The 25,394-nt window shown below is 62.7% G+C and carries 23 protein-coding genes; 7 read left to right on the top strand and 16 right to left on the bottom strand.

Annotated features, from left to right (window positions below):
• The first annotated feature begins 37 nt into the window (after positions 1-37).
• Positions 38-1,267 carry an IscS subfamily cysteine desulfurase gene (locus L0U82_RS34810; protein ID WP_233838176.1) on the top strand — a complete coding sequence of 410 codons (1,230 nt, stop codon included), beginning with the start codon at positions 38-40 and terminating at the stop codon, positions 1,265-1,267.
• 8 nt (positions 1,268-1,275) lie between these two features.
• Here the strand turns inward: L0U82_RS34810 and L0U82_RS34805 are convergent, their stop codons facing one another.
• The 4 genes from L0U82_RS34805 to L0U82_RS34790 form a co-directional block, all read right to left on the bottom strand.
• Positions 1,276-2,574, bottom strand: coding sequence for an HlyD family secretion protein (locus L0U82_RS34805; protein ID WP_233838175.1), 1,299 nt, complete (start codon positions 2,572-2,574; stop codon positions 1,276-1,278).
• Between the two features lie 55 nt (positions 2,575-2,629).
• Positions 2,630-4,120 carry an efflux transporter outer membrane subunit gene (locus L0U82_RS34800; protein ID WP_233838174.1) on the bottom strand — a complete coding sequence of 497 codons (1,491 nt, stop codon included), beginning with the start codon at positions 4,118-4,120 and terminating at the stop codon, positions 2,630-2,632.
• 70 nt (positions 4,121-4,190) lie between these two features.
• Positions 4,191-4,628, bottom strand: coding sequence for a MarR family winged helix-turn-helix transcriptional regulator (locus L0U82_RS34795; RefSeq protein WP_233838173.1), 438 nt, complete (start codon positions 4,626-4,628; stop codon positions 4,191-4,193).
• Between the two features lie 63 nt (positions 4,629-4,691).
• Positions 4,692-6,263: a DHA2 family efflux MFS transporter permease subunit gene (locus L0U82_RS34790; protein ID WP_233838172.1), complete on the bottom strand. Its 1,572-nt coding sequence runs from the start codon at positions 6,261-6,263 to the stop codon at positions 4,692-4,694.
• 246 nt (positions 6,264-6,509) lie between these two features.
• On the opposite strand from L0U82_RS34790, the gene L0U82_RS34785 reads away from it, so the two are divergent.
• A complete protein-coding gene (locus L0U82_RS34785; RefSeq protein WP_233838171.1) occupies positions 6,510-7,112 on the top strand; it encodes a TetR/AcrR family transcriptional regulator in 603 nt (200 codons plus the stop codon).
• Between the two features lie 152 nt (positions 7,113-7,264).
• Here L0U82_RS34785 and L0U82_RS34780 read toward each other — a convergent pair whose 3' ends face one another.
• Positions 7,265-8,539 (bottom strand): YbfB/YjiJ family MFS transporter, encoded by a 1,275-nt coding sequence (locus L0U82_RS34780; protein ID WP_233838170.1) that lies wholly within the window; start codon positions 8,537-8,539, stop codon positions 7,265-7,267.
• A 309-nt stretch (positions 8,540-8,848) separates the two neighbouring features.
• Between L0U82_RS34780 and L0U82_RS34775 the strand changes: the two genes are divergently transcribed.
• Positions 8,849-9,865, top strand: a complete 1,017-nt coding sequence (locus L0U82_RS34775; protein ID WP_233838169.1) for an alcohol dehydrogenase — start codon at positions 8,849-8,851, stop codon at positions 9,863-9,865.
• 73 nt (positions 9,866-9,938) lie between these two features.
• Here the strand turns inward: L0U82_RS34775 and L0U82_RS34770 are convergent, their stop codons facing one another.
• On the bottom strand, positions 9,939-10,640 hold the full coding sequence (locus L0U82_RS34770) for a nitroreductase (protein WP_233838168.1): 702 nt from the start codon (positions 10,638-10,640) through the stop codon (positions 9,939-9,941).
• Between the two features lie 437 nt (positions 10,641-11,077).
• On the opposite strand from L0U82_RS34770, the gene L0U82_RS34765 reads away from it, so the two are divergent.
• Entirely contained in the window at positions 11,078-11,629 is a 552-nt protein-coding gene (locus L0U82_RS34765; RefSeq protein WP_233838167.1) for a 4-hydroxylaminobenzoate lyase, read from the top strand.
• Between the two features lie 33 nt (positions 11,630-11,662).
• Here the strand turns inward: L0U82_RS34765 and L0U82_RS34760 are convergent, their stop codons facing one another.
• The 5 genes from L0U82_RS34760 to L0U82_RS34740 form a co-directional block, all read right to left on the bottom strand.
• Positions 11,663-12,637, bottom strand: coding sequence for a LysR substrate-binding domain-containing protein (locus L0U82_RS34760; RefSeq protein ID WP_233838166.1), 975 nt, complete (start codon positions 12,635-12,637; stop codon positions 11,663-11,665).
• Positions 12,638-12,724: 87 nt separating this feature from the next.
• Entirely contained in the window at positions 12,725-13,981 is a 1,257-nt protein-coding gene (locus L0U82_RS34755; RefSeq protein ID WP_233838165.1) for an NAD(P)/FAD-dependent oxidoreductase, read from the bottom strand.
• A 4-nt stretch (positions 13,982-13,985) separates the two neighbouring features.
• Complete coding sequence (locus L0U82_RS34750) at positions 13,986-14,309, bottom strand: 2Fe-2S iron-sulfur cluster-binding protein (RefSeq protein ID WP_233838164.1); 324 nt, start codon at positions 14,307-14,309, stop codon at positions 13,986-13,988.
• A gap of 29 nt (positions 14,310-14,338) precedes the next feature.
• Positions 14,339-15,775 (bottom strand): glutamine synthetase family protein, encoded by a 1,437-nt coding sequence (locus L0U82_RS34745; protein WP_233838163.1) that lies wholly within the window; start codon positions 15,773-15,775, stop codon positions 14,339-14,341.
• A gap of 56 nt (positions 15,776-15,831) precedes the next feature.
• Complete coding sequence (locus L0U82_RS34740; protein ID WP_233838162.1) at positions 15,832-17,148, bottom strand: aromatic ring-hydroxylating dioxygenase subunit alpha; 1,317 nt, start codon at positions 17,146-17,148, stop codon at positions 15,832-15,834.
• Between the two features lie 385 nt (positions 17,149-17,533).
• Between L0U82_RS34740 and L0U82_RS34735 the strand changes: the two genes are divergently transcribed.
• The 3 genes from L0U82_RS34735 to L0U82_RS34725 all read left to right on the top strand — a co-directional run bounded on the left by L0U82_RS34735 (position 17,534) and on the right by L0U82_RS34725 (position 19,699).
• Positions 17,534-18,265 (top strand): GntR family transcriptional regulator, encoded by a 732-nt coding sequence (locus L0U82_RS34735; RefSeq protein WP_233838161.1) that lies wholly within the window; start codon positions 17,534-17,536, stop codon positions 18,263-18,265.
• Positions 18,266-18,493: 228 nt separating this feature from the next.
• The gene (locus tag L0U82_RS34730) at positions 18,494-19,036 is read left to right on the top strand and encodes a DUF488 domain-containing protein (protein ID WP_233839321.1); all 543 of its coding nucleotides are present in this window, start codon (positions 18,494-18,496) and stop codon (positions 19,034-19,036) included.
• Positions 19,037-19,084: 48 nt separating this feature from the next.
• The gene (locus L0U82_RS34725; protein WP_233838160.1) at positions 19,085-19,699 is read left to right on the top strand and encodes a uracil-DNA glycosylase family protein; all 615 of its coding nucleotides are present in this window, start codon (positions 19,085-19,087) and stop codon (positions 19,697-19,699) included.
• A gap of 15 nt (positions 19,700-19,714) precedes the next feature.
• On the opposite strand, the gene L0U82_RS34720 is transcribed toward L0U82_RS34725, so the two are convergent.
• The 5 genes from L0U82_RS34720 to L0U82_RS34700 form a co-directional block, all read right to left on the bottom strand.
• Positions 19,715-20,965 carry an ABC transporter substrate-binding protein gene (locus L0U82_RS34720; protein WP_233838159.1) on the bottom strand — a complete coding sequence of 417 codons (1,251 nt, stop codon included), beginning with the start codon at positions 20,963-20,965 and terminating at the stop codon, positions 19,715-19,717.
• A 182-nt stretch (positions 20,966-21,147) separates the two neighbouring features.
• Positions 21,148-21,999 (bottom strand): fumarylacetoacetate hydrolase family protein, encoded by an 852-nt coding sequence (locus L0U82_RS34715; protein ID WP_233838158.1) that lies wholly within the window; start codon positions 21,997-21,999, stop codon positions 21,148-21,150.
• A gap of 37 nt (positions 22,000-22,036) precedes the next feature.
• A complete protein-coding gene (locus L0U82_RS34710; RefSeq protein ID WP_233838157.1) occupies positions 22,037-22,717 on the bottom strand; it encodes a DUF4286 family protein in 681 nt (226 codons plus the stop codon).
• A 30-nt stretch (positions 22,718-22,747) separates the two neighbouring features.
• Positions 22,748-23,557, bottom strand: a complete 810-nt coding sequence (locus tag L0U82_RS34705; RefSeq protein ID WP_233838156.1) for a shikimate dehydrogenase family protein — start codon at positions 23,555-23,557, stop codon at positions 22,748-22,750.
• Positions 23,554-25,161, bottom strand: a complete 1,608-nt coding sequence (locus L0U82_RS34700; RefSeq protein WP_233838155.1) for an acyl CoA:acetate/3-ketoacid CoA transferase — start codon at positions 25,159-25,161, stop codon at positions 23,554-23,556. Before L0U82_RS34700 ends, L0U82_RS34705 begins: the two co-directional genes overlap by 4 nt.
• Positions 25,162-25,394 lie beyond the last annotated feature (233 nt).

Below are 25,394 nucleotides of genomic sequence, written 5' to 3'. Positions count from 1 at the left end.
GCGCGCGAATCCAGAACCATCTTCAAAGGCACTCGCCATGTTGAAACCCGACTCCTCTTTGCGCCTGCCGATCTATCTCGACTACTCGGCGACCACGCCCGTCGACGAACGCGTGGCCGCCAAAATGATCCCTTATCTGAGCGAGCATTTCGGCAACGCGGCGTCACGCTCGCACTCGTACGGCTGGACCGCCGAGCAGGCGGTGGAAACCGCGCGGGAACATGTCGCGGCGCTGATCAATGCCGATCCGCGCGAAATCGTCTGGACGTCCGGCGCGACCGAGTCGAACAATCTGGCCATCAAGGGCGCTGCGCAGTTTCTCAGCGGACGCGGCAAGCATCTGATTACCGCGAAGACCGAACACAAAGCGGTGCTCGACACGATGCGCGCGCTGGAGCGCGAAGGCTTCGAGGTCACGTATCTCGATGTGCAGGAAAACGGCCTGATCGATGTCGATACGCTCGCCGCGGCAGTGCGCGCCGATACGATTCTGATTTCGCTGATGCTGGTCAACAACGAGATCGGCGTCGTGCAACCGGTCGAAGCGGTCGGCCAGTTGTGCCGCGAACGCGGCATCGTGTTTCATATCGATGCGACCCAGGCGCCCGGCAAGCTGCCTATCGATGTACTCGCGCTCAACGCGAGCCTGATGAGCATGACCGCGCACAAGGTCTATGGTCCCAAGGGCATCGGCGCGTTATACGTGAGCCGCAAGCCGCGCACGCGTCTGTCCGCGCAGATTCATGGCGGCGGACACGAACGCGGCATGCGCTCCGGCACGCTCGCGACGCATCAGATCGTCGGCATGGGAGAAGCGTTCAGACTCGCGGGATTGCAGATGGCGGAAGACACCGCGCGCATTCGCGGCTTGCGCGACCGGCTGCTGGAAGGCCTCGCGCCAATCGGGCAGATCTTTCGCAACGGCGACGCGACGCACTGTGTGCCGCATATCGTCAATCTGAGCTTCAATTTCGTCGAAGGCGAATCGCTGATCATGGCGATCAAGGACCTGGCGGTATCGTCCGGTTCGGCGTGCACGTCGGCTTCGCTCGAACCATCCTACGTGCTGCGCGCACTCGGCCGCAGCGACGAACTGGCCCATAGCTCGATCCGTTTCAGTATCGGACGGTTTACGACCGCGCAGGAAATCGACTACGCGACGGCGCTGCTGCGTGACAAGGTGGCACGGCTGCGCGAGATGTCGCCGTTGTGGGAGATGCATCTGGACGGCGTGGATATCAGCACGATCGAGTGGGCCGCGCATTAGCGCGACGCTCACCGGACCCCACGCTTCGCCACCACCTTACTCCCCACCCCCGACGGCGCAGTCTCGTTCTGCGCGACGATCCTCGCAATCTCCGCATCCGCCTGCGCGCCATACTGCGCAAACACATCCGTCTGATAGCTGGTGTTGGTGGCCGCGCCAAGCTGCGAACCCGAATCGTCGCGGATATCGACATCCGCTTGCATCGACAGACCGATACGCAGCGGATGCGCCGCGAGTTCGCGCGGATCGAGCTGCACGCGCACCGGCAGACGCTGGACGATCTTGATCCAGTTTCCCGTCGCGTTCTGCGCGGGCAATATCGCGAAAGCGCTACCCGTCCCCGCTGAAAAGCCTTCGACGTGCCCGTGATACTTCACGGCCGAGCCGTAGACGTCGGCGGTCAACGTCACCGGCTGTCCGATGCGCATATGCCGAAGCTGGCTTTCCTTGAAGTTCGCGTCGACCCACACACCGTTGAGCGGCACGATCGCCATCAACGGCGAGCCCGGAGAAACGCGCTGTCCGACCTGAACCGAACGACGCGCGACATAGCCGGTGACCGGCGCCGGCAGCGTGTCACGCGCGTACGCGAGATACGCGTCGCGCACCTTCGAGGCCGCGGCCTGCACGTCCGGGTGTTGCTCGATCGTCGTGCGATCGGTCAGCGCGCGGTTCGCGGCGGCCTGCTCGCGCGCGGCGTCAAGTGCGGCTTGCGCGGCCTTCACCGCGTCGCGCGCATGCGCGATATCTTCGGCGGAAACGGCGCCGGTGCCGGCCACCGCGTTGCGGCGCGCGAAATCGTCGTTGGCGCGCGCGAGGTCGGATTCGCGTTGCGCCACCGTCGCCGCATAGAAGTCGTTGTTCGCATAGAGACCGCTCACCTGCCGCACGGTTTTGCCGAGCGTGGCTTCGGCGTTTTGCAACGCGATGGCCGTGTCGGCGGGATCGAGCTTCACGACCGGATCGCCGGCTTTGACGATCTGCGTATCGTCGGCGTTCACCGCGATCACCGTGCCCGTCACTTGCGGCGTCAGCTGCACGAGGTTGCCGCTCACGTAGGCGTCATCGGTCGACTGGTGAAAGCGTCCGAAGCCGGCGTAATACGCACCCCATGCCGCGCCGGCCGCCAATGTCGCGCCGACCAGAAGGGCCAGCAGACGCTTGCGGCGCGCCGGGTTGCCGGTGGCGGCCTGGGGCGTTGCATCGGCGGTGTGGGTCCGTGCGGTTTGCGAATCTGCCGTGGCGCTTTCGGACACGCTTTCGGACTCGCTTTCGGCCGCGCGTTCGGATGTGATGGTATCGCTCATTTTCGTGCTCCTTGATCGGTTTGCTCGACGCTGTGTGCTGAACGAATCGCGCCGCTCAACGCGCGGCGACGACGGAATGGCTTGGCGGTACGGCAGGGTTCGACGTATCGACATAGCCGCCGCCCAACGCGGCAGCCAGCGCGATCTGGTCGTCGCGACGGCTCATCTGCAGGCTCACGAGCGCCTGGTCCGCATCCAGTGCGTTCATGTCGGCGTTGAGCACGGTGAGCTGGTTCGTGAGTCCCGCCTTGTATTGCGTGACGGCGAGCGCGTCGGCCTCGCGCGCGGCCTGTTGCGCGGCTTGCGAGTCGGCGAGCTGCGCATCGCTCGAACGGATCTGCGCAAGCTGCGTGGCGACCCCGCTGAGCGCGGTGACGAGCGTCTGGTTGTAGCCGGCCACCGCTTTATCGAATTCGGCGTAGCGGCCTTTCAGTTGCGCGCGCAACGCACCGGCGTCGAAGATCGGCAGATGAATCGCGGGACCGGCGCTCACGGTGCGGCTCGCCGCCGTCAGGAATCGACCGAAGCCGAACGCGTCGAGTCCGATCGCGGCGCTCAGGTTGATGTCGGGATAGAACTCGGCCTTCGCTTCCTTCACTTCGTGCGTGAGCGCATCCACGCGCCAACGCGCGGCGACGATGTCGGGCCGGCGGCTGACGAGGTCGGCGGGCAGGTTGTCCGGCAGACGCACGTCGTCGCCGGTGCCGAGCGACGGACGCGCGATCGCGAGTCCCCGGTCGGGCCCTTCGCCCATCAGCGCGGCCAGTTGATAGCGCGTCGTGACGATGTTGCCGTCGAGCGCCGCGAGCCGGGCGCGGCTCGTCGCCAGTCCGGCCTGCGCGGTCTTGCGTTCGACCTCGGTATCGAGCCCGGTTGCGATGCGGCCCGCGGTGATGCGGTCGATCTGCTCGCGGCGCGTCACCTCCTGCTGCGCGATGTCGCGCAACGCGTACTGCAGCGCGAGCCGGTTATACGCGCGCGCCATCGATTCGCTCAACGTGAGCCGCACCATCTCCGCGTCCGCGCGGCTCGCCTCGGTCTGCGAAACGGCGGCCCGCAGTGCCTCGCGATTCTTGCCCCACAGATCGAGGTCGTAGGACGCAGTGAGCAAGCCCTTGTTTTCGGTCTGCCACGAGCCCGCATACGGCGGCGGAATCAGCGCGGTGCTGCTGTACTGCGTGCGGGTCAGCGAGTAATCGGCATCGACGCGCGGCAGCGTGCCCGCCTTCGCTGTTTCTCCATATGCCTCGGCGGCCGCGACACGCGCGCGGGCCTGTTCGATCGTCGGACTGCTCGTGAGCGCCTCGGCGATCAGTGCCTTCAACTGCGCGTCGCCGAACTGATCCGCCCAGTCGGCCGACGGCCAGTGACCGCTTTCGGCGGGCAGGCTTTGCGTCGTCTGGTACTGTTGCGGCGCCGCGATCTGCCGGTCGTCATGAATGCCGGCATAGTTTGCGCAGGCGGAGACGATCGCGGCGCACATCACCGACATCGCGAGCCTGACCACACGGATCGGCCGGATCGATGTTGAATTCTGAGTTTTCATTTTCTGACTCGTCAGATAATTAGTTCAAAAAAAGCGAGGCGCACTTCACCTCGCCATCGATCAGTGCCGATCACTCGCCGATGAACTTCGCCAACAGCCGCTTCAATTCCTCGAACTCGGCGCGGCTGAAGTTACGCAGCCGCGCATTGAGCACAGGCGGTACGATGCCGGGAATCTGCGCGGCCACCTGCTCGCCTTTGCGAGTCAGATGCAGATTGACCACGCGGCGGTCTTCGACGCTGCGCGAACGCGCAAGCAACCCCTTGGTCTCCAGCTTGTCGAGCATGCGCGTCATCAGGCCGGTATCGATGCCCAGCAGCTTCGACAGTTCGAACGGCGTGGTCGCGATGCCGCGCTGCAGCGACAGCACGATGCCCATTTGCTGGCTGGAAATGTCCAGATCCTTCAGCGCTGTGTCGACTTCCGCTGCGACAAGATTGCGAGCCTTGGTCAGCGCGAACCCGATGCTCTGGGTCATGCTGAAATTGGCCGAGGTATAGTGATTCATCGCGTGCTCCGTCATGATTGACTTTAACAATAGCTGCACAGTCAGATAAAGTCAAGGCGGGTTTCAGTGCCCCGCCACGCTGGCCGCACCGCCGGCACCGCCGGCACCGCCTTTCGCCGGCCGGGTCACCCAGATCAACGGCACGATCACGATAAAGATCACGGCCGACAGCCAGAAGATGTCGTTCAGGCCCAGCATCGTGGCCTGCGCGTCGAGCGAATGCTCGAAGAACGCGAGCGCCTTCGGCGTGCTCGCATCGAGCGTGGTCTGAAGATTGCCGAGCGCGTCGACGAAGGTCGGGTTGTTGACGCTCGCCTGCTCGACGAGACGAGCGTGATGCAAAATCGTACGGTCGTTCCATCCGGTGCTGATCAGCGAGGTGCCGACTGCGCCCGCGAAGATCCGTACGAAGTTCGACAGGCCCGCTGCAGACGGGATTTTCTCCGGCGGCAAACCCGAAAGAATGATCGCCGTCAGCGGGGTGAAGAACAGCGCGGTCGGAATGCCTTGCAGCAAGGTCGGCAATACGAGCGTGAAGCGGTCTACGTCGGTGGTGTAATGCGAGCGCAGCAGGAACACGCCGGCAAAGCCGAGGAACGCAAGCGTCGCGAGCACGCGCATGTCCGAACGCGGCATCAGCTTGCCGAGCACCGGCGCGAGCAGCACCGCGAAGATGCCGAGCGGCGCCGTGACGAGTCCGGCATCCACCGCGCGGTAGCCGAGCGAGCCCTGGATCCACTGCGGCAAGATCACGAGGTTGGCGAAAAACACCGCATAAGCGACCGAAATGGCCACCGTCCCGCCCAGGAAGTTGCGGCCCTGAAAGAGTCGCAGATCGATCACGGGCTTATCGTGAGTCAACTCCCAGATCACGAAGAACGCGAAGGCGATCAGCGCGACGATGCCGAGCGTCCAGATCACCGGCGAGTCGAACCAGTCGAGATCCTTGCCCTTGTCCAGCATGACCTGGAACGCGCCCACCCAGACGATCAGCGAGAACAGACCGACCTTGTCGAGCGGCAGCTTTCGCGCGGGCGTCTCGCGGTCGCGGTAGATCGCCCAGATCGCGCCCGCGGCGAACAGTCCAACCGGCACGTTGATGTAGAAAATCCACGACCAGCTATAGCTGTCGGTGATCCAGCCGCCCAGCGCCGGCCCCGCGATCGGGCCGACCGTCGCGGTCATCGCCCATAGCGCCAGCGCGCTCGAGCTTTTCTGCTTTGGAAAAGAGGCCAGCAACAGTGCCTGCGAAAGCGGTACTAGCGGCCCGGCCACCGCGCCCTGCACGATACGAGCGACAAGCAGCACCGGCAGGTTCGGCGCGAGCCCACACGCGGCGGACGACAGCACGAACAGCAGAATCGCCCCCACGAACAGGCGCACCTGGCCGACGCGTTGGGTCAGCCAGCCGGTCAGAGGGATCGACACTGCATTGGCGGCCGAGAACAACGTGATCACCCACGTGCCCTCGTCGACCGACACGCCGAGGTTGCCCGACAAAGTGGGGATCGCGACGTTGGCGATCGACGAATCGAGCACGTTCATGAACGTCGCGAGCGCGACTGCGAACGTGCCGATCATGAAGCGCGCGCCGGTAAGAGGAATGGGCACGCCGGCTGGACTGGATGGCTTCATCTTCACTCCCGCTGAATTTCGCTAAATACTCAATATCTGATTTATCAGATATATGGCTCAAAATATGGGCGGACACCACCTATGTGACCGCCCTGCTCCGGATCAGATACGCCGACGCAAATTCCTGACTCGGAATATATTTGACTTTGCAGTGAATATCAAGTTTTTCTTCGCGCGCACTGTCGTCAGGACATTCCGTATCACTTGATCTAAAATTACGGTTTCACCCTTACCCCGGAGCGACACATGGGCCGTCCGCGCCAATTCGATGAAATCAGCGTGCTGGAAGCGGCATGCGGTGCCTTCTGGGCGCGCGGCTACGAAGCCACGTCGACGCGCGATCTGGTCAAGGCGACCGGCCTGACGCAGCCGAGCCTTTACAACGCGTTCGGCGACAAGCGCGGACTGTTTCTGCGCGCCCTCGACTACTACCTCGATACCACGCTGCGCGACCGTATCGCACGGGCGGAGGGGTCCTATACGCCCGGTGCGGCGATTACCGCGTTCTTTGCCGAAACGGTGCAGCGCGCGCTCGACGACGACGCGCAACGGGGCTGTCTGATGGTGAATTCGGCGCTCGAAGCCGCGCCTGGCGATAGCGAATTGAAAGCCGCGATCACGGCGGAGCTGACGCAGATACGAGACTTCTTTCTGCGCTGCGTCGAAGGCGGGAAAAACAGCGGCGAAATCACCACACAGATTGCGGCGACCGATGTGGCGCAGCACCTGCTCGCGGTGCTGCTGGGATTGCGTGTGCTCGCGCGTGTGCATCCCGATCGGGACTGGCAGGTGCGGGCCGTTACGCCGGCGTTGATACAACTGGGGCTGCTGCCGGTGGCCGGCGAGTAATCGCCGGAACCGGAACTCGAAACAGTGTCAGCCCGACGATAAAACTCACCTCCTCATCCAGCAGAAAAGCAATGGACGCTGCCCAAGGCGTTCGCCCAGCGCGCGTCCAATCCCTTACTAGCGCCGGTAATCAGAAAACGCCCGCTTAACGTTTAATTTAATGCCCTTTCCTCGTAGCTGGACTGAGCCTGCACCACCGGTTGCGTCCTGAAACGAACGACAAAATCAGCGACGAAGGCCACAGTTAGTGCCGCCATCCCGCATCCGAAGATCAATACGTAGTTTTCGCCCGAATGCGCGAACAGAAACGAGTACGCGTAGCCGCCGAGCGCCTGGAAAAGCGCAAACGACGTAGTCGCGCGGCTCCATGCGGCCCGCTGCGCGTGATGATCGTGCGCGAGCACCTCACGGATACGGCCGAGCATCGTCGGCACGATGCCGCAGGTCAATGCACCGGTCACGAACGTAGCGACGACCAGCGCTGCCGAATGACCGATGAACGTCAGCAGCGCCGCCGCTACGATCTGCACGAACAGCGCGATGCGCCACGTCGCCTTGAAGCCGATGCGATCACCAAGTTGCCCGCACACGAGCGGCCCAATCACCGATCCCACGCCGTACAACACCCAATAGTGAGCACCGCTGCCCGCACCCTGATGCAGTCCGCGCGCGACGTAGTCGACGAGCAGCACCATCGCCGGCACGAGGCCGAGCGCATTGGCCGCGTATTGCGCATATAGCAGCCGCAGCGTGCCGGCGGTACGCGCCGCATCGCCGTGCGTGGGCGCCGCCGGTTCATCCGTTTGCGGTATGACGGTGTACACGTCGTCACGTGGCCAACCCGCCCAACTGATCGCGGTCAGCACCAGCGACAGCGCACCCAGTCCCAGCCACGTGGTGCGCAGCCCGAATTGCATCAGCCATGGAATCACGGTACCGGACGCCGCGATACCGACCCCCAGTCCAACGAAGATCATCCCGCTGACGAAGCCGCGGCGAGCGATGGGAATATGCGGCAGGATCGACGTCGCGACCAGCACCATGATCACGCCGCCCGCCACGCCCGACGTCAGGCGCCACACGAAAAACCACGACAGCGACAACGGAAATGCACAGGCAACGAACGCGACGGAAGCCGCGAGCATCATCCAGCGCAGCGTGTGCTGACTCGTGAACCGATGCGCGATCGGGCGCCCGAGCATCGCGCCGATCAGATACCCGACGAAGTTGGCCGCGCCGAGCGTGACCGACTGCGACGCCGAAAACCAGTGCGCCTGGATCAGCGAAGGAATCAGCGGCGTGTATGCGAAGCGCGCAAGGCCGATCGCGACGAGGCTGCCGCAGAATCCGGCCACCGTCGCGTAGACGGCGCGCGAATCGAACGTTTGCGTGTCGAGCACACCGAGCGCTGGAGATTGAGTGGACATGACGGGTTCCTGACTCTTGCAACCGATGTTGCGATTGACGGCGCGCGCTTGCGCACAAAGGCCCGCGAACACCGACGGTTCACCTGCGGTTTCACTAGACCAATCGTTTTATATCGACGGATACAATATCTGGTTGATTCTATATCAATCGAAATAAAAAGCAAGTTTGCTTCGGTCCGCATGCCGAACGGGAACGGACTATCATGTGCTGGTTTCGTCCCAAGCCGCGCCGGTTTTCCCGCTCGAATATTCACCCACGCGGCCCGTGTTCCCCTCTTGTCCCGCTCACCACTGGAAAGGAAGAACATCATGCGCAAAATGAAAGCGATCGAAGTGAAACAGGCCGGCGGTCCGCTCGAAGTCGTCGAGCGCGACGTGCCCGAAGCCGGCGAAGGTCACGTGCGGATCAGGATTCAGGCCTGCGGCATCTGTCACAGCGATATGCTGACCAAGGAAGGCGCGTGGCCTGGTCTGACCTATCCACGCGTGCCCGGCCACGAAATCGCGGGCGTGATCGATTCCGTCGGCGCGGATGTCGACGGCTGGCAGGTGGGGCAGCGTGTCGGTGTGGGCTGGCACGGCGGACATTGCGGCAAATGCGAACACTGCCGCCAGGGCGACTTCGTGCTATGCAAATACGCGCTGATTCCCGGCATCAGCTACGACGGCGGTTACGCCGAATACATGGTAGCGCCCGTCGAGGCGTTGGCGCGAATTCCCGATGATCTGTCCGATGTCGACGCCGCGCCTCTGCTTTGCGCGGGCATTACGACGTTCAACGCGCTACGCAATAGCGGCGCGCGCGGCGGCGACGTGGTGGCGATTCTCGGTATCGGCGGTCTTGGCCATCTCGGCGTGCAGTTCGCGCGCAAGATGGGCTTTCGCACGGTGGCCATCGCGCGTGGTCAGGACAAGGCGCCGCTCGCCGAGCAATTGGGCGCGCATCACTATATCGACAGCAAAGCGGAAAACGTCGCCGAGAAACTGCAGGCGCTGGGCGGCGCAAAGCTGATTCTCGCCACGGTGACGAGCGGCAAGGCGATGAGCGCCGCGCTCGGCGGTCTCGGGCTCAACGGCAAGATGATGATGGTCGGCATTTCGGAAGAGCCGGTTGAAGTGCCGATCGCGCAATTCATCATGGGACGCAATTCGGTGCAAGGCTGGCCGTCGGGCACCTCGGCCGATTCGCAGGACACGCTTGCGTTCAGCGCGCTCAGCGGCGTCAAGCCGATGATCGAAAAATTTCCGCTCGCCGATGCGGCGCAAGCGTACGACCGGATGATGAGCGGCCACGCGCGTTTCAGGGTCGTGTTGACGATGGGCTAAAAGGGAACACAAAGGCGCGGCCTTAGGGGCTCTCGATGAGGGCCTCGCCATCAGCGCCGCGCATGCCGTCGCGCTACGACTCGAATCCCCGGAACCGTGCGAAGTTCTGCACCGGCTCGCGCTTCATTTCGAGGCTGCCGACCGGCGAATCGCAATCGGACAACCCCAGACTCATGCCACACACAACCTCGAATCCCGACGGAAGTTCGAGGTGCTCCGCGATCACATTCTGAAATCGCGCAAACGACACCTGCGGACATGTATCCAGACCCACCGCTCGCGCGGCCATCATCACGGTCTGAAGGAAGATGCCGTAGTCGAGCCAACTGAACTTCGTCAACGTCGAGTCGATCGAGAAAATCAGCCCGACTGGTGCGCCGAAAAAGTCGAAGTTGCGGGCGGTCACGCGCGCACGTTGCTGGAAGTCTTCCTTCGGCACACCGAGCGCGCCGTAATAGGTTGCGCCGAACGACTCCTGCCTCGTGCGCAACGTGTCGGGCAACAGGTCCGGCAGATACTTGAGCGGCGGATGCAGGTCTTCGTCATGAGCACGTCGCAGTACTTCGCTGAGCGCGGCTTTTTCGCGGCCGGCAAGCACATCGACGCGCCATGGCTGCGTATTCGCGTTGCTGGGCGCATTGCGCGCGACGTCGAGAATCTGGTCGACGACATCGCGCGCGATAGCGTCCTGCCTGAAGGCTCTGACAGCGCGGCGCGAACGGATAACCGCGTCGACGACGCGAGCATCCGGATGAGTGTAACGATCGTTGTTCATAGGTCGATGTCCATTAAGCGCGCTGCGCGCAGCGCACGCCGATAGATGGCAACAAGGGATGTCCGTCAGCTTAGGGACCGGCCATCAACGCGACAACGGGGAAACCCCGAAGCCGCAAAGCGGCGAGTGACCGGCAAGCAAACGACGAAAAGTACTTACCACTCCCATTCGGACGATCGCGGCGTCAGTTACCGCCCCTGAGTCAAAGCTTTACAGAAAAATCCACTGCAATAGCGATGATTTCGCCATCCCCTCATCGGGCACGCTTCGGCGATGAATTGTTTTCAAGCCGGTCTTGAACGAACCGAATTATCGAACGCACATCGCACATCGGCAGATGAAGCCGGTGCAATCCGGTAGTGCAGGAAATTCGCTTCTTTCACTCCGCCCGCTATGGCATCTTGAAGGCAAGGGCTAAATTCAAAGGAGAAGCCGCCATGTCGCAAGCAGAGACCATCAGCAGCAAAGATCAACTCGTCGCGTACTGTCTGCCGTTTCTCGAAGAGATCAGGGACATGACCACGAGCACGGAAGTCGAGCAGTGGCTGAATACCCGGTATGGCGTCGACAGCGAGCTGTACCAGAATCTCGCCCGGCTGATCAGACTCGGCGTCGACGAGGGCTGGGCCGCGGACGTTGAAATCGCGGGCCCGCAATACCGGCGTGCGCGTCTCGTTGCGCCGAGCGCGGAAACGTTCTTCTTCAGCATCACCGCGGTTCTGATGGACAGTACCGCCAACACGCAGAACAACCCGGAAAACAGCTTCCGCGGCGACTACCACTCGCATCCGTATGGCGAATTCAACATGGTCGTGCCGCTCGACGAAGGTGCCGCGCTCGCCGGTCCGAATGGCTGGTGCTACGGCGGCTGGACCGCGCCGGCGCCGGGCAGTCATCACTTTCCGGAAACCAAAGGCGGTGCGGTGATCGCACTGTTCTTCCTGCCGGCCGGACGCATCTCTTACGACATCCAGCCGACCACCCATTGAGTACCGACCGTTGCGCGCGCATTCGCGCGCAGCTCAGCAGGTTCGCACCTGCCGAGCGACATCGGCAAGCTGCTGCCTGAGCCACTGCAGCGCCGGATCGGCATCGTTGCGTTCGTGCCAAACGGCAAGCACCGTCACGTTCGGACATTCATACGGCGTCGCGTGCATTTTCAGCTCGCCGTAACGTTCGAGTTCGCGGCCCAGCGGCGACGGCACCAGCGCGAGCATATCGCTATGGCGCAATAGCGCCGGAATCACCAGCGAATGCGCGACGGCCATGCGCATGCGCGGCATCTCGGCGGTGTCGGCGAATGCGCGATTGAGTGCGGCGCGATCGAACATCTCCGATTGTCGCGCCAGCCCGCGCTCGACGATAAAGCCGCTCACCGCGCCCTCCTCCTCGCCGCCTTGTGAAATCGCCACGAGCGGATATGTGAGCAGATCATCGCGCGTAATGGCGCGATCCGCGAGCGGATGCTCGCGATTCAGAAGCAGCACGTCCGACTGCTCCCACAGCCTCATCGAACGAAAACGCGACGGCACGTCGGCAAAGATACCGATCGCCAGATCGATCCTGCCGACATCGATCTGCCCCGCGAGATCGAGCCGTGTCGACGGCCGCACGACGAGATCCACCAGCGGCGCCTCGGCGCGCAGGCGCTGACTGAGCCGCCCCAATAGCAATGCGGTGATGTAGTCGTTGGCGGCAACGACGAACTTGCGCTGCGCGACACTCGGGTCGAACCGGTCGACGCCCAGCGCCGACCTGATCTGCTGAAGCGCGGCGCGCACCGGCGCGGCCATGTCGATCGCGCGCACGGTCGGTTCCATGCCCTTGCCGGTACGCACGAAAAGATCGTCGTCGAGCACTTCGCGCAGCCGCGCCAGCGCGTGGCTGATCGCGGACTGACTGAGGTTCAGACGCTTGCCCGCCAGCGCGAGATTACGGTCTTCGAAAATCGCGTCGAAGACGCGCAGCAGATTCAGGTCGATACGATCGGCCGACATGGTCTTACCTCTTCTGATCGCTATAGTTCGCGCGAGACAAATCAAACGTGCCGGCCAAGCACCGGCCGCAGACCGGAGCGGCACATATCATGCGATTCCAGGCACCGCTGCTTCACTGCGATTCGCGAGTACCTTGAGGTCGAACGCAGGATCACCCGCCTGTTGCATCGAAATCGGCGCGCGGTTCGCGAGCAGCTTGCGCGCGAGCATATGGTCTTGTGGGCGGTTGATACTGTCAACGGCGATCAGCGCGTCATCGCGGAAGTAGAACAGCGAGAACTTCCGCTCTTCGACATTGCCGCGCACGGTAAAGCCGGTGAAGCCCGTATTCACGCCTGCCATTTGCAGCTTCAGGTCGTATTGATCCGACCAGAACCACGGCAACGCGAGATACGGTTCGGCGCGGCCGATCAGCGTCGATGCCGCCGTCTTTGCCATATCGTTCGCGTTCTGCACCGATTCGATCCGGCATGCGGACGCGCCCGCTGGCGCCCAATGCGGAACGAACGACGCGCAATCGCCGGCGGCGACGATCGCCGGATCGCTGGTGCGCGCGCACGCATCGACGGCAATACCGCCCGCCACCTTCAGCCCGCAATCCGCCGCGAGTTCCGTGTTCGGAATCACGCCGATGCCGACAACGACCAGATCGCACGGCAGACCCGTACCGTCATCGAGTTCAACTGAAACCTCACCGTGCATGTCGCGCAGGCTCACTACCTTGCGCCCGAATTCGAAATGCACGCCATGTTGCTGATGTGCCCGCAACATGAACTCGGAAACCCACGGCGACGCGACACGCGCGAGCAGCCGCTGCTCGGTCTCGACGACGGTCACGTCCACGCCCTTCTGACGCAGCGATGCCGCCGCTTCGAGGCCGATATAACCGCCGCCGATCACCACCGCGCGCCGCGCGCTGCTTGCGGTTTCAGCAAGCAGCGTGGCATCGCGCAAATCGCGCAGATAGTGAACCGCAGCGAGCGCCGCGCCCGGGCAATCGAGCTTGCGCACGCGCGCGCCGGTGGTCAGCGCGAGGTGGTCGTAGTCGATACGCGTGCCGTCGTACAGTTCGATTTGCTGCCGGTCGCGATCGATAGAGACAGCGCGCGTCGAAGGCATCCACTGGATCCGCTCCTCGTCGAAAAACGCCTGCGAACGCAGCGGTAAACGCTCCCGCACGACCGTTCCAGTCAGAAAGCCCTTCGACAATGGCGGCCGTTGATATGGCGTGTCGGGCTCGTCGCCGAGCAGCAGGATCGAGCCATCGAATCCCAGTTCGCGCGCGGATGCCGCCAGTTGCACACCCGCATACGACGCGCCGATAATCACAAGCGTGCGTTTCATGATGTCAGCCCTGCCTCGCCGGAATCTGCACGACGAGGCCGTTCATCGCGGGCGCCATCACGAGCTGGCAGCTCAAACGGCTCTCGGGCCGCCGTTCGGCGGCGACGCCATCGAGCAGTTCGAGTTCCGAATCATCGGGCGACGCAAGCTCGGCGGTCGATGTTGCATCGACATACACATGACAGGTCGCGCACGACAGGCACCCGCCGCATTCGGCGTCGATGCCGCGCACGTTGTGGTGAATCGCCGCTTCCATCACGCTGGTGCCGACGGGCACGTCGATGTCGCGGCGCTCGCCGTCGCGCAGAATGTAGGTGACGATAGGCATGATTGCTCTCCTTGACGATGGGAACACCATCAGAACGTTTCGAAATACTCCCGGTGTTCCCACTCGGTGACTTCCAGGTTGAAGCGATTGATTTCCGCTTCCTTCAGCTCGCAGAAGTAATCGACGAACGCGCTGCCGAAACCTTCACGCAGACATTCGTCGGCACGCAGCGCGTCGATTGCATCGGCGAGCGTGCGCGGCAGTGCTTCGGCATGCGTTTCATAGGGCGTATCGGCCGACGGCGGCAGCGCGAGCTTGCGGCGCAGACCGTCGAGCCCCGACAGCACCTGCGAGCCGAAGTACAGATACGGATTCGCGGTCGGCTCGCCGACGCGATTTTCGACGCGCGTCGCCGGATCGTTCGCGCCGCCCAGCACGCGCAGCATCACACCACGGTTGTCGCATCCCCAGATCGCGCGATCGGGCGCGTTCGAATACGGCCGGTAGCGTCGATAGCCGTTGATGGTCGGCGTCGACAACGCGGTCGCGCCTTTCGCGTGCGCAAGCAGCCCTGCCAGATAGTGCTGACCGGTTGTAGAAAGCGATGCACTGCCATCGGCCGGTATAAAAGCGTTGCAGCCATCGCCGACGTTGACCAGCGACTGATGCAGATGCCATCCGCTCGACACCACATTCGGAATGCGCGGGCGGCACATGAAGGTCGCGTGATAACCGTTGCGCTGACAGATCTGCTTGACCGCGCTGCGAAACAGGATCATGTCGTCCGCGCTACGAATCCCCTTGGCCGGCGCGAACGTGAATTCGAACTGACTCGGCCCGTACTCGACTTCGAGCGAGCGCACCTGCAGATCGAGTCCGTCGATGCCCCGCCGCAGCATCTCCATCACATGATCGACGGCGTCGTAACGCAGCTCGGTCAGGTATTGATAGCCATGCGACAGCAGTTCGACCTCGGGCGGCAAGCCGGGCTGTCCGGAATGCTCGGGCTTCATGTGCGGATCGGTGACCTTGAACACATGAAACTCCACTTCGAGGCCCGACATGAATTCGAAGCCGTGATTGGCGAGCTGATCGAGCGCGCGGCGAAACAGATGACGCGTGCCGAACGGCACCGGCCGCCCATTCGTGAAGTAGACGTCGCACAGCACCCAGCCGGTATGCGGCGCCCACGGCAGGATGCGGAAGGTTTCGGGGTCCGCGACCATCAGCGTGTCGCAGGCGCCCTGCATCTCAGGCATATGGAAGCCACCGCCGGTCGTGAACACCGGAAACACCGTGCGATGCGACGTATCTTTTGCAAACAGCGTGCTGGTCAACGTCACGCCAGATTTAAAGGCCTTGATCGCCTCATCGACGACGAGCGTCTTGCCGCGCAACAAGCCGTGCTGATCGGGAAACGAAAAACGTACGACCTGGATGTCGTGCTGTTTCAGCCGTTCGAGCAGATCCGCGTAGGCGGTGTGCTGCGCATCCGTCCACAAGCCATGGTTTTCTACGAAAGACATGTCGATTCGCGCGGCTCGACGCGCCGCGCGCTCCATTCAGGTTGCGGGATGCGTGCTCAAACCTTCGGCGCGGGCCACGGCGCGGCCGCGCGGCGCTTCACGTCGGAGGCCTTCCAGTAGTCGTCCCAGCCATCGGCCGGGCCGATGCCGTCGATCGACGCCGGGCCTGTCAGATGCGCGGCCTGCTGCGCGTCGAGCATCATCAGCGTCTTCTCGCCCGCCTGAGTCTTGTCGAGCGCGTCGAGCAACAGCCGGCGGAACGCGATGATGCCCTTGTCCGTCGTGCCCAGGTGTTCGCGCGTGCGGTCCTGAATCGGCCCTTGCGATTCGACCGCCCACTGATCGTGCACGTTGATGTCGAAACCCATCCCCGTGTAGGTCTCGTTCAGTTGTTCGCTCGCGTTGAAGCCGTAGTTGTTGCGACGGTTCTTGCGCGACGTGTAGTCGGGCAGCTCGTACAGTTCCAGCCGTTGCGCGCGCATCTGTTCCTTGTCGGTCGGCGCGCCGAAGCTCGTGAAAATCGCGTACCAGTAGCAGTTTTCGTCGTCGACGGGCACATGCCATTGCGTGATCGTCATCTCCGCGCTCATCGGAATCACAAACGCTTGCGGGAATACGACGTTGGTCACGCGCACATGTGTTTGCTCGTCGTTCAGCGGACGCTTTGCGATCAGACGCAAGCCGTAGTCGGCGGGGCTGACGAGAATTTCCGGCGATTCGAATTCGCGCAGCACCTTCGTGATCGGCATGTCGGAGTCCGCCGATGCGCCGCGAAACTGCTTGCCGTAGCTGTCGCTGACGTCTTCGTCTTCGAAGAAGCGATGCAGGAACGACGCGTGAGCCGGATCGATACCGACTTCCAGCGCCTGCAGCCAGTTGCATTCGAACAGCCCCTTGAACGCGAACGTGTATTCGTTCGGCGCGGCGAAGCAGTCGAAGTTGGGGAGCGCGGGCGGTTCGCCCTTGCCGATGTACGCGAACAGGATGCCACTGCGCTCGATGACCGGATACGCGCTCTGCCGAACCTTCTTGCACAGCGTGCTGCCGACGGGTTCGCCCGGCGTCGACAGACATTGCCCGTTGACGTCGAACAGCCAGCCATGAAACGCACAGCGCAAGCCGCCTGCTTCGAGACGGCCCGCCGCGAGGTCGGCGCCGCGATGCGGGCAGTCGCGATCCAGCATGCCGTAGCGGCCCTGCTCGTCTCTGAATACGACGAAGTCCTGGCCCATCAGACGCACGGCTCGCACTGGCCGCTCGGCGGGCAGTTCGTCGAGCAACGCGACCGGCTGCCAGTAGTTGCGTAGCAGTTCGCCTGCCGGCGTGCCTTTGCCGACGCGCGTGATCGTATCGTTTTGCTGGGAACTCATCATGGCCTGTCTCCGGTTGGATTGAATGCATTCGCCGAATCTCTGTATGCAGATCGGCGTTTGATGAGAACGAAGGATAGGCTAAGGAATTCACTTGTTCAATCTGTGTATGCAGGACACCAACGACTCCAGATCTTTATCTGGCTGTTTCATCTCAAAATTTCTCGATTAAAGCATTGATTTTATTATAGTTTCATACATAACCCAGGAGTTTACCTGGTACACACCATTCTCCGCGCAGCCGGGGTGAAATCGACATGTTGCATACAGCAAAGAACATCACATCGACATTTCGTGTGCAATCCCTGCCACGCCCGCCTAGCCTGATCTACAATCAGCAACACACCCAGACCACATCGCGCTGGCCCGCCCTTCACCGGAGAAAGAAATGGAATCGCAGCAAGAACGCGTACTCGTCTATCTGCGCGACCTGATACTGAAGGGCGAATTCGCGCCGGGCGAGCGCCTTGGCGAAGTCGCGCTCGCCGAACGGCTGCAGGCTTCGCGCACGCCAGTCCGGCTCGCGTTGACCACGCTCGAACAGGAAGGGCTCGTCGAACCGTCGCCCGCGGGGGGTTATGTGATGCGGCGCATCACGTCGGCCGAAATCGCCGATGCGATTGCCGTGCGTGGACATCTGGAAGGAATGGCCGCGCGCCTCGTCGCCGAACATGGCGTGCCGCGCCAGCTTGCCAATGCATTGAACGAATGCCTGCGTGCAGGCGACCGGCTGCTGGCGAAATCCAAACTCGATCTCGACGACTATGCCGGCTACACCGACATGAACAATCGCTTCCACAAGCTGATCGTCGAAGGCTCGGGCAACGCGGCGCTGATTCGCGCGATCGATATGAACAACCGCCTGCCGTTCGCCGCCGCGAGCGCGATGCTGCCGATGCAATCGGCGATCGAGGAAGGGCATCAGTGGCTTTTTATCGCGCATCAGCAGCACCACAGCCTCGTTCAGGCGATGGAGCATGGCGAAGGCGCGCGGGCGCAATCGCTTGCCACCGAGCACGTGCAGATTGCGCAACGGAACCTCACGTACGCGCTCGAACGGCCGGAGATGTATCTGAAGCTCGCGCCCGCGTTGCAGCTCGTCGCGGAAGCGGTTCTGTAGAGATCGCGAGCAAACCACGCAACGGGTCTCGCCCGTACGTCGAGCGGCGGGCCTTTTCCTGCAAGCATGAGGACTGATTCGTGCTGCGAGGATCGGTGTGTGTCGCGTCGACCCGGCGGGGCTGACCGTTAGTCGCTTTAGTCGCGTTGGTCGCAATGGATCTCAGCGCGCACACTCAACCGTTGCAAAGCCAACGTCATCGTCGCCACCAACACAGGCGAGGTCATGATGAAACGCCCGTTTTTCACGATCGGTCATTCGACCCGGCCGCTACAGGAATTCATCGAGTTGCTGAAGGGCCCGGAGATTGCGCTGCTCGTGGATGTGCGCAGCATCCCGCGCTCGCGCACCAATCCGCAGTTCAATCGCGACACGCTGCCGGCGGCGCTCGCGCCCGAGCATATCGACTACGTGCATGTCGCGGCGTTGGGCGGCCGCCGTGGCAAGCGTCGCGACGATGCGCCGTCGCCGAATGCGTACTGGACGCATCCGGCTTTTCGCAACTACGCGGACTATGCAATGGGCGACGCGTTCCACGAAGGACTGGCGCAGCTTCTCGCGCTTGGCCATCGGCAGCGCTGCGCGATCATGTGCTCGGAAGCGGTCTGGTGGCGTTGCCACCGGCGTATCATCACGGACTATCTGTTGATGCACCGCGAAACCGTGCTGCACATCATGGACGCGCATCACACGCCCGCCGCCACGATGACGCCCGGCGCGCAACCCCAACCCGACGGCACGCTGATCTATCCGGCTCAAGCGGAAAGCTGAGCCGGCTACCGTCACGACTGCCCGTCCTACTCCAATCGCACCACTTGTATGGCTGCCACGACCTCACGCGCCGCGAAGCCCGCGGCCTTCGACCTGTTGCTGAAGGACATCCGCGCCTGCACGCTGTGCGCGCCGATGCTGCCGCATGCGCCTCGCCCCGTGCTGGCGGCATCCGAACAGTCGCGCATTCTGATCATCGGCCAGGCGCCGGGCGCGCGAGTGCATGCGTCGGGCGTGCCATGGAGCGATGCGAGCGGCAAGCGTCTGCGCACATGGCTCGGCGTCGACGACGCGACCTTTTACGACGCGTCGAAATTCGCGGTCGTGCCGATGGGCTTCTGCTTTCCGGGCCGCGGTGCGAGCGGCGATTTACCGCCCCGGCCGGAGTGCGCGAACCGCTGGCATAGCGAGTTGCTCGCGCATATGCGCTCGATCCGCTTGACGCTGCTGATCGGACAGTACGCGCAACGCTTCGGACTCGGCGATGCGTTTGGACCGACTTCGACGGATACGCTCGTGCGATGGCGCGAGCTTGGGCCGGCGGTGATGCCGCTGCCGCATCCGTCGCCGCGAAACATCGCGTGGTTCAAGCGCAATCCGTGGTTCGACGGCGAGGTATTGCCGACGTTGCGGGAGCGGGTCACGGCCGCGCTGACGGAGTAAGCGCGGCCAGCACCGTCACTTGACCTTCGCCGCCACCGCCAGCGCCTGCACCGCGCTCTTCGAGTCCTGATTCGAGTGCATGAACTTCGTCACCACATCGGTCAGCGCGCCGGCGACCGCTTCGGTCTGCGCCATGCCCTGCGCGAGTGACGGCACGATCGTGTTGCTCTTGATCGCTGCCTGTTCGTCGGCATAAGAGCGCTTCGCGCAGTCGTCGAACTTGTCCATCGGAATACCGATGCGCGCCGGAATCGAGCCTTTATACAGGCTGAATTGCTCCTGGAAGCCGGGGGCCATCACGGCTTTTGCCAGCACCAGTTGAGCCGGCGTCGCGGTGTTTTGCCCATTCTGCGAGAAGAACGCGAGCGAATCGGAATTGAACATGAAGCTTCCGGCGGTTCCCGGGCGCGGCACGCAGAGATAGTCCTTCCCGGGCACCTTGCCGGCTCTCGCGAACTCCCCTTTCGCCCAGTCCGCCATGAACTGCATGCCGGCCTTGCCGTTGATGACCATCATCGTCGCGAGATTCCAGTCGCGGCCCGTTGTACTGTTGTCGAAGTACGTTTCGATCTTCCGCACGGTGTCGAACACCTGCACCATCTTGTCGGAAGTCAGCGCTTTCGGATCGAGGTCGACGACCGCCTTCTTGTAGAAATCAGCGCCCTGCGACAGCACCACGCCTTCCCACAGATTCACGTCCTGCCACGGTTGCCCGCCATGCGCGACGGGGATATAGCCGGCCGCCTTCATCTTGTCGGCGAGCGCGAAGAATTCCGGCCATGTCGTGGGTGGTGTGCCGCCCACCTTGTCGAGCACATCCTTGTTGATATACAGCCAGTTCATCCGATGGATTTCGACCGGCGCCGCCACGTAGTGACCGTCGTACTTCAGAAACTTGCCGACCTGCGACGGAATCAGTTTGTCCCAATCCTGCGTCGCCGCATCGATATTGACGAGCACGCCCTGGTCCGCCCAGTCATGAATCGACGGGCCTTTCAGTTGCGCCGCCGCGGGCGGATGACCCGCGACGACATTTGTTTTAAGAACCGTCAGCGCATTGCTGCCCGCGCCGCCCGCGACGGCAAAATCCTTCCACGTGACGCCCTGCTTCTCGACATCCTGTTTCAGCACCGACACCGCTTTCGACTCGCCGCCCGACGTCCACCAATGCAGCACCTCGATCTGGTCCGCGCTCGCCGATGCGCAAAGCCCGCTCATCAGCACGAGCACGGCCGCATGGGCCCACGATCTGGAAATCTTCGCCATTGTCTGTCTCCTCGTTTTATGTCCATCGCTCGATGGTCACTTTCGGATACGCGGACGCCGCCCGGACAACATCGACTATCGCGGTTCACCCCGGTCCGCACTGAAGGGACCGACCCAGCCTATCGCGTTCTGATGCGATCGATTTCACCGGGCCGGCGACGCTACCGCTTAGTGCTTACCGCCTACTGATCGCCCCAACGGCCGACAACCTGCTCCTGCACGCCGAGACCTTCGACGCTCAGCCGCATCACATCGCCGGGTTTCAGGTACTTCTCCGGCTTCATACCGAGTCCGACGCCAGGCGGCGTGCCCGTCGTGATCACGTCGCCGGGTTCCAGCATCACGAATTCGCTGATGTACGACACGAGCTTGCTGATCGGGAAAATCATGTCGGACGTCGACGAGTTCTGGATCCGCTTGCCGTTCAGCTCCAGCCATAGCGGCAGGTTCTGCACGTCTTCGATCTCGTCACTGGTCACGAGCCACGGCCCGAGCGGTCCGAAGGTCGGCGCCATCTTGCCCTTCACCCATTGGCCGCCCTGTTCGAGCTGGAATGCACGCTCCGATACGTCGTTGCATACGCAATAGCCGGCGACATAACCGAGTGCATCTTTCTCGCTGACGTTGTGCGCGCGCTTGCCGATCACGAACGCAATCTCGACTTCCCAGTCGGCCTTGGTGGATTTCAGCGGCAGCAGCACGCGGTCATTCGGCCCGCTGATACACGAAGGCGCCTTGTTGAACAGAATCGGCTCGTTGGGGATCGGCGCATTGGTTTCGATCGCGTGCTGAACGTAGTTCAGACCGACCGCGATAAAGTTGCCGGGGCGTGAAATGCACGCGCCGATACGCGGATTGCCGTCGACGACAGGCAGCGTCGCGCTATCCACAGCGCGAATCTTCCCGATGCCGTTTTCAGCGAAGAACGCCGGATTGAAATCGCCGACATGCTTCGACAGATCGCGAAGCTTGCCGTTTTTATCGATCAGACCAGGCTTTTCCTGTCCGACGTTGCCGAAACGTACCAGTTTCATGATGGTTTCCGTTATGCAAACAAAGGGGAAATACGGATCAGCGCGCTTTGCCCAGCCTGCTGATCTCGAGGGTATAGGCCTGTGCCGACTCGCCTGCCGCCGCGCACTGCGTCCAGTCGACCGCATTCAACACGCGGGCCGCTTCGCTCGCGCCGTGTTCGGTCGTGCATTCGATCAGCAGCACGCGCGAGGGCACCGCAAATACGCCACCGCGATGTTGAGCTTCGGTGGTCTTGACGTTGCTCGCGTCGGTGTCCGCGACGAACAGATGCGCGGCAACCACATCGGGCCGCTGCAAAATGCGCGGAAACAGGTCCTCGGATACGAAGCCGATGAGCCGCGCCGCCGACTCTTCTTCCACCCGCAATTGCAGCGTGATTGCATAAGCGCCCGTGCTTTCTCCACGCGTGTGTTCGATCTGACAGATCGAACGCGCAGTATTGCGGAAGTGCTTGACGTTGGCTTGCGTTGCGGGCGTCGGATTGTTCAGACGCTCCAGATAAGCAGGACCGGTCAGCGTATCCAGACCAGCAGCCTCGTAGACCGTCAGCCATTCAGGCGCCGCGCTTGCACCGCGATAACGCCGGCCGCGCAGAAAACCGTCGAGAGAAAGGCGCTCGGGAATATGTTCCTTGTTGTGCCACTCGTAGAAATCCGTGCGCGCTGTTTCATCCACGTCATTCCAGATCAGAACGACCGCGGAACCTAGTAACGACATGATCCATGCCTCCCGTTGCGATGAACGCGGTTAGCGAATATGAAAAAACTCGAGAATCGCGTCAATCTGCCCCGAGTGCATATCGACTCCGGTGGCAACCGGGCAGCCGTATCGGCGCGCGTGCGCGATCAACGCAGTGGGACTCTGTTGCGGGCGCAACACCACGTCGCCGACGATCACCGTGCTATCGAGCGGACCGAGATCGACCGGCATGCCGTCGCCGTCCCGCATGCCGACCACCGAAGCGTTGACGATCAGCTCCTTGCCGTCCGCGCTCGCCGGCCCACAGCGAACCTCGCAATTGCGCGATTCCTGCGCAAGCAGCCGGGCCAGTGTCGACGCGCGCGCTTCGTCCTTATCGAACAGCGTGATTTCCTTCACACCGGCATCCATCAGCGCGCCCGCGATTGCGCTGCCCGCGCCACCGCATCCGATCAGCAGCGCGCGCTTTCCGCCGACGCGATGGCCATGCGCGAGCAGGCCACGCACGAAGCCTTCGCCATCGAACATATCGCCGAACCACGTGCCGTCCGCCTCGCGACGTAAAGCATTGACCGCACCGACCCGCTTCGCGCGCGGATGCACGCGACCGGCAATCGCAAGCGCGTCGGCCTTGAATGGCGCCGTCACCAGCACACCATCGAGATTGCGCAGCTTCAGCAAGGCGGGCAGCACGTCGTGGATGTCGGCGGCGGCAATGTGGACCGGCACCAGCACGGCATCGATACCCGCCTTTGCCAACTGCTCGCAATACACTTCAGGCGAGCGCACCTGCACGATCGGATCGCCGACGATCGCATACAGCCGCGTTTTGCCGCTAATCGAAGGCAGCGCGTTCATGCACGGCTCCGATACCATTCGGCGACGCGCTCGGAGCGATAGCGACGTTCCTTGCGCGATGTCTCTTCGGCGATGCCCATCAACCCAGGCGCGAAGATGCGCGCATCCATCTCACGCAGATCCGCTGCAACCGGAGTGCGGAAATCCATCTGCCCGAAGACGTCGCGCTCGATATCGATACCCGGCGCAACTTCAATCAGCTCCAGCCCGGATGCGCCCACGCGGAACACCGCGCGTTCCGTCACGAACAGCGCGGAGTTACCGCGCTTGTTGGCGAGCGCCGCGTTGTAGCAGATCTGCTCCAGCGAGCGGACGAACTTGCGATGCCGCCCTTCCTGCACGATCGTTGCACGCCCATCGTTCCACTGCACGTCGAGTCCGCCCGCGGTCAACGTGCCGCTGAAGATCACACGTTTCGCGTTCTGGCTGATATTGATAAAGCCGCCGACGCCGACGATCTTGTCGCCGAAGCGGCTGATATTGACGTTACCGTGCGCATCGACCTCGGCGAATGAAAGAAACGCCAGATCGAGGCCGCCGCCGTCATAGAAATCGAACTGCGACGGCTGTTCGATCATCGCCGCGAAGTTCTGCGCGCCGCCGGAATCGCGCCCGGTGATCGGCGCGCCGCCAATCAGCCCCTGCTCGTTGGTCAGCATCACCGAATCGAGCAGGCCCTCTTCGGCAGCAACCGTCGAAAGCCCGGTCGAAATACCCGCGCCGAGATTACAGACCGCCGACGGGTACAGTTCCATCGCCGCGCGCCGCACGATGACCTTGCGCGGCCCGAACGGCAGCGGCTTGATTTCGCTGAGCGGCACGCGCAGTTCACCGGCGTAGCTCGGGTCGTAATCGGTCGCATAGGTTTGCCGCTGCTCCGCTTCGACGACGACGAAGTCGACCAGAATGCCGGGAATCTTCACCTGCTTCGGCGGCAGCGTGCCGCTGCGTGCCATTCGCTTGACCTGCACGATCGTGATGCCGCCCGCGCGACGCGTGGCCTGCGCCATCGCGATCATCTCGCCGAGCACCGCTTCCTGCTCCATCGTGATGTTGCCGTCTTCATCGGCCGTCGTGCCGCGCAGAAATGCGACGTCGATCGGGAAAGGCTTGAAGCGCAGCCATTCCTCGCCATCCAGTTTGATCAGTTCGACCAGTTGCTCTTCGGTGCGCGGGCTTTGCCGGGCGCCCTGCTGACGCGGATCGACAAAGGTATCGAGACCTGTCTTCGTGATCAGGCCGGGGCGGCCGCCCGCCATTTCGCGCATCAGTTGCGACAGCACGCCCTGCGGCAACGTATAGGCCTCGATGCGGTCCTGCGCGGCCATCTCCAGCAGTCCCGGCGAGTCGATCAGCGCGCTGGTGATTGCGCGCTTGAGCAGACCGTCATGAGCAAGGTGACTCGCACCGAGCGCCGCGCGGTCGCCAATGCCGACCACGCTGATCGACGTCAGATCGCGTGGCTGCTGCTCCGCGAGAAAGCGTCGCTCGACCGCGGCAAGCAGCGCTTCGGGGACCGCATGACCGCCTCCCGAGCCGCTGATCACGACCGAGTCGCCGGTGCGCAGCAGGTTTGCCGCTTCGTCAGAGGTAATTCGTTGCATAGGAATGTCTGCTTCGATTGAGATTGAAGGCCCGGCGTTGCGGCCCATTGATCTCAATGTAACCGGTCTCATTTGAAGCATCAAGGACGGTTTCATCATTCCAGGGAATACACCTACCTCATTATATTTATTCGGTAGCCGCCGCAAATTGTTCAATTTCGACGTTGCTAAATTCTCAATGTAACCGGTATTATTAAATCGCCACGCAAGGCATTCAGGTACCCAGGCGTCAC

The organism is Paraburkholderia sp. ZP32-5 (genome assembly GCF_021390495.1).
GTDB lineage: Bacteria > Pseudomonadota > Gammaproteobacteria > Burkholderiales > Burkholderiaceae > Paraburkholderia.
This window is presented reverse-complemented; position numbering and strand designations above follow the sequence as displayed.

Bases quoted from the DNA above. Each gene is read 5' to 3' on its own strand.
- L0U82_RS34805 (WP_233838175.1), bottom strand. From the start codon at position 2,574: ATGAGCGATACCATCACATCCGAACGCGCGGCCGAAAGCGAGTCCGAA.
- L0U82_RS34710 (WP_233838157.1), bottom strand. From the start codon at position 22,717: ATGTCGTTACTAGGTTCCGCGGTCGTTCTGATCTGGAATGACGTGGAT.
- L0U82_RS34760 (WP_233838166.1), bottom strand. From the start codon at position 12,637: ATGTCGGCCGATCGTATCGACCTGAATCTGCTGCGCGTCTTCGACGCG.
- L0U82_RS34755 (WP_233838165.1), bottom strand. From the start codon at position 13,981: ATGAAACGCACGCTTGTGATTATCGGCGCGTCGTATGCGGGTGTGCAA.
- L0U82_RS34745 (WP_233838163.1), bottom strand. From the start codon at position 15,775: ATGTCTTTCGTAGAAAACCATGGCTTGTGGACGGATGCGCAGCACACC.
- L0U82_RS34750 (WP_233838164.1), bottom strand. From the start codon at position 14,309: ATGCCTATCGTCACCTACATTCTGCGCGACGGCGAGCGCCGCGACATC.
- L0U82_RS34735 (WP_233838161.1), top strand. From the start codon at position 17,534: ATGGAATCGCAGCAAGAACGCGTACTCGTCTATCTGCGCGACCTGATA.
- L0U82_RS34775 (WP_233838169.1), top strand. From the start codon at position 8,849: ATGCGCAAAATGAAAGCGATCGAAGTGAAACAGGCCGGCGGTCCGCTC.
- L0U82_RS34770 (WP_233838168.1), bottom strand. From the start codon at position 10,640: ATGAACAACGATCGTTACACTCATCCGGATGCTCGCGTCGTCGACGCG.
- L0U82_RS34740 (WP_233838162.1), bottom strand. From the start codon at position 17,148: ATGATGAGTTCCCAGCAAAACGATACGATCACGCGCGTCGGCAAAGGC.
- L0U82_RS34785 (WP_233838171.1), top strand. From the start codon at position 6,510: ATGGGCCGTCCGCGCCAATTCGATGAAATCAGCGTGCTGGAAGCGGCA.
- L0U82_RS34730 (WP_233839321.1), top strand. From the start codon at position 18,494: ATGAAACGCCCGTTTTTCACGATCGGTCATTCGACCCGGCCGCTACAG.
- L0U82_RS34715 (WP_233838158.1), bottom strand. From the start codon at position 21,999: ATGAAACTGGTACGTTTCGGCAACGTCGGACAGGAAAAGCCTGGTCTG.
- L0U82_RS34725 (WP_233838160.1), top strand. From the start codon at position 19,085: ATGGCTGCCACGACCTCACGCGCCGCGAAGCCCGCGGCCTTCGACCTG.
- L0U82_RS34800 (WP_233838174.1), bottom strand. From the start codon at position 4,120: ATGAAAACTCAGAATTCAACATCGATCCGGCCGATCCGTGTGGTCAGG.
- L0U82_RS34720 (WP_233838159.1), bottom strand. From the start codon at position 20,965: ATGGCGAAGATTTCCAGATCGTGGGCCCATGCGGCCGTGCTCGTGCTG.
- L0U82_RS34780 (WP_233838170.1), bottom strand. From the start codon at position 8,539: ATGTCCACTCAATCTCCAGCGCTCGGTGTGCTCGACACGCAAACGTTC.
- L0U82_RS34700 (WP_233838155.1), bottom strand. From the start codon at position 25,161: ATGCAACGAATTACCTCTGACGAAGCGGCAAACCTGCTGCGCACCGGC.
- L0U82_RS34705 (WP_233838156.1), bottom strand. From the start codon at position 23,557: ATGAACGCGCTGCCTTCGATTAGCGGCAAAACGCGGCTGTATGCGATC.
- L0U82_RS34765 (WP_233838167.1), top strand. From the start codon at position 11,078: ATGTCGCAAGCAGAGACCATCAGCAGCAAAGATCAACTCGTCGCGTAC.
- L0U82_RS34810 (WP_233838176.1), top strand. From the start codon at position 38: ATGTTGAAACCCGACTCCTCTTTGCGCCTGCCGATCTATCTCGACTAC.
- L0U82_RS34790 (WP_233838172.1), bottom strand. From the start codon at position 6,263: ATGAAGCCATCCAGTCCAGCCGGCGTGCCCATTCCTCTTACCGGCGCG.
- L0U82_RS34795 (WP_233838173.1), bottom strand. From the start codon at position 4,628: ATGAATCACTATACCTCGGCCAATTTCAGCATGACCCAGAGCATCGGG.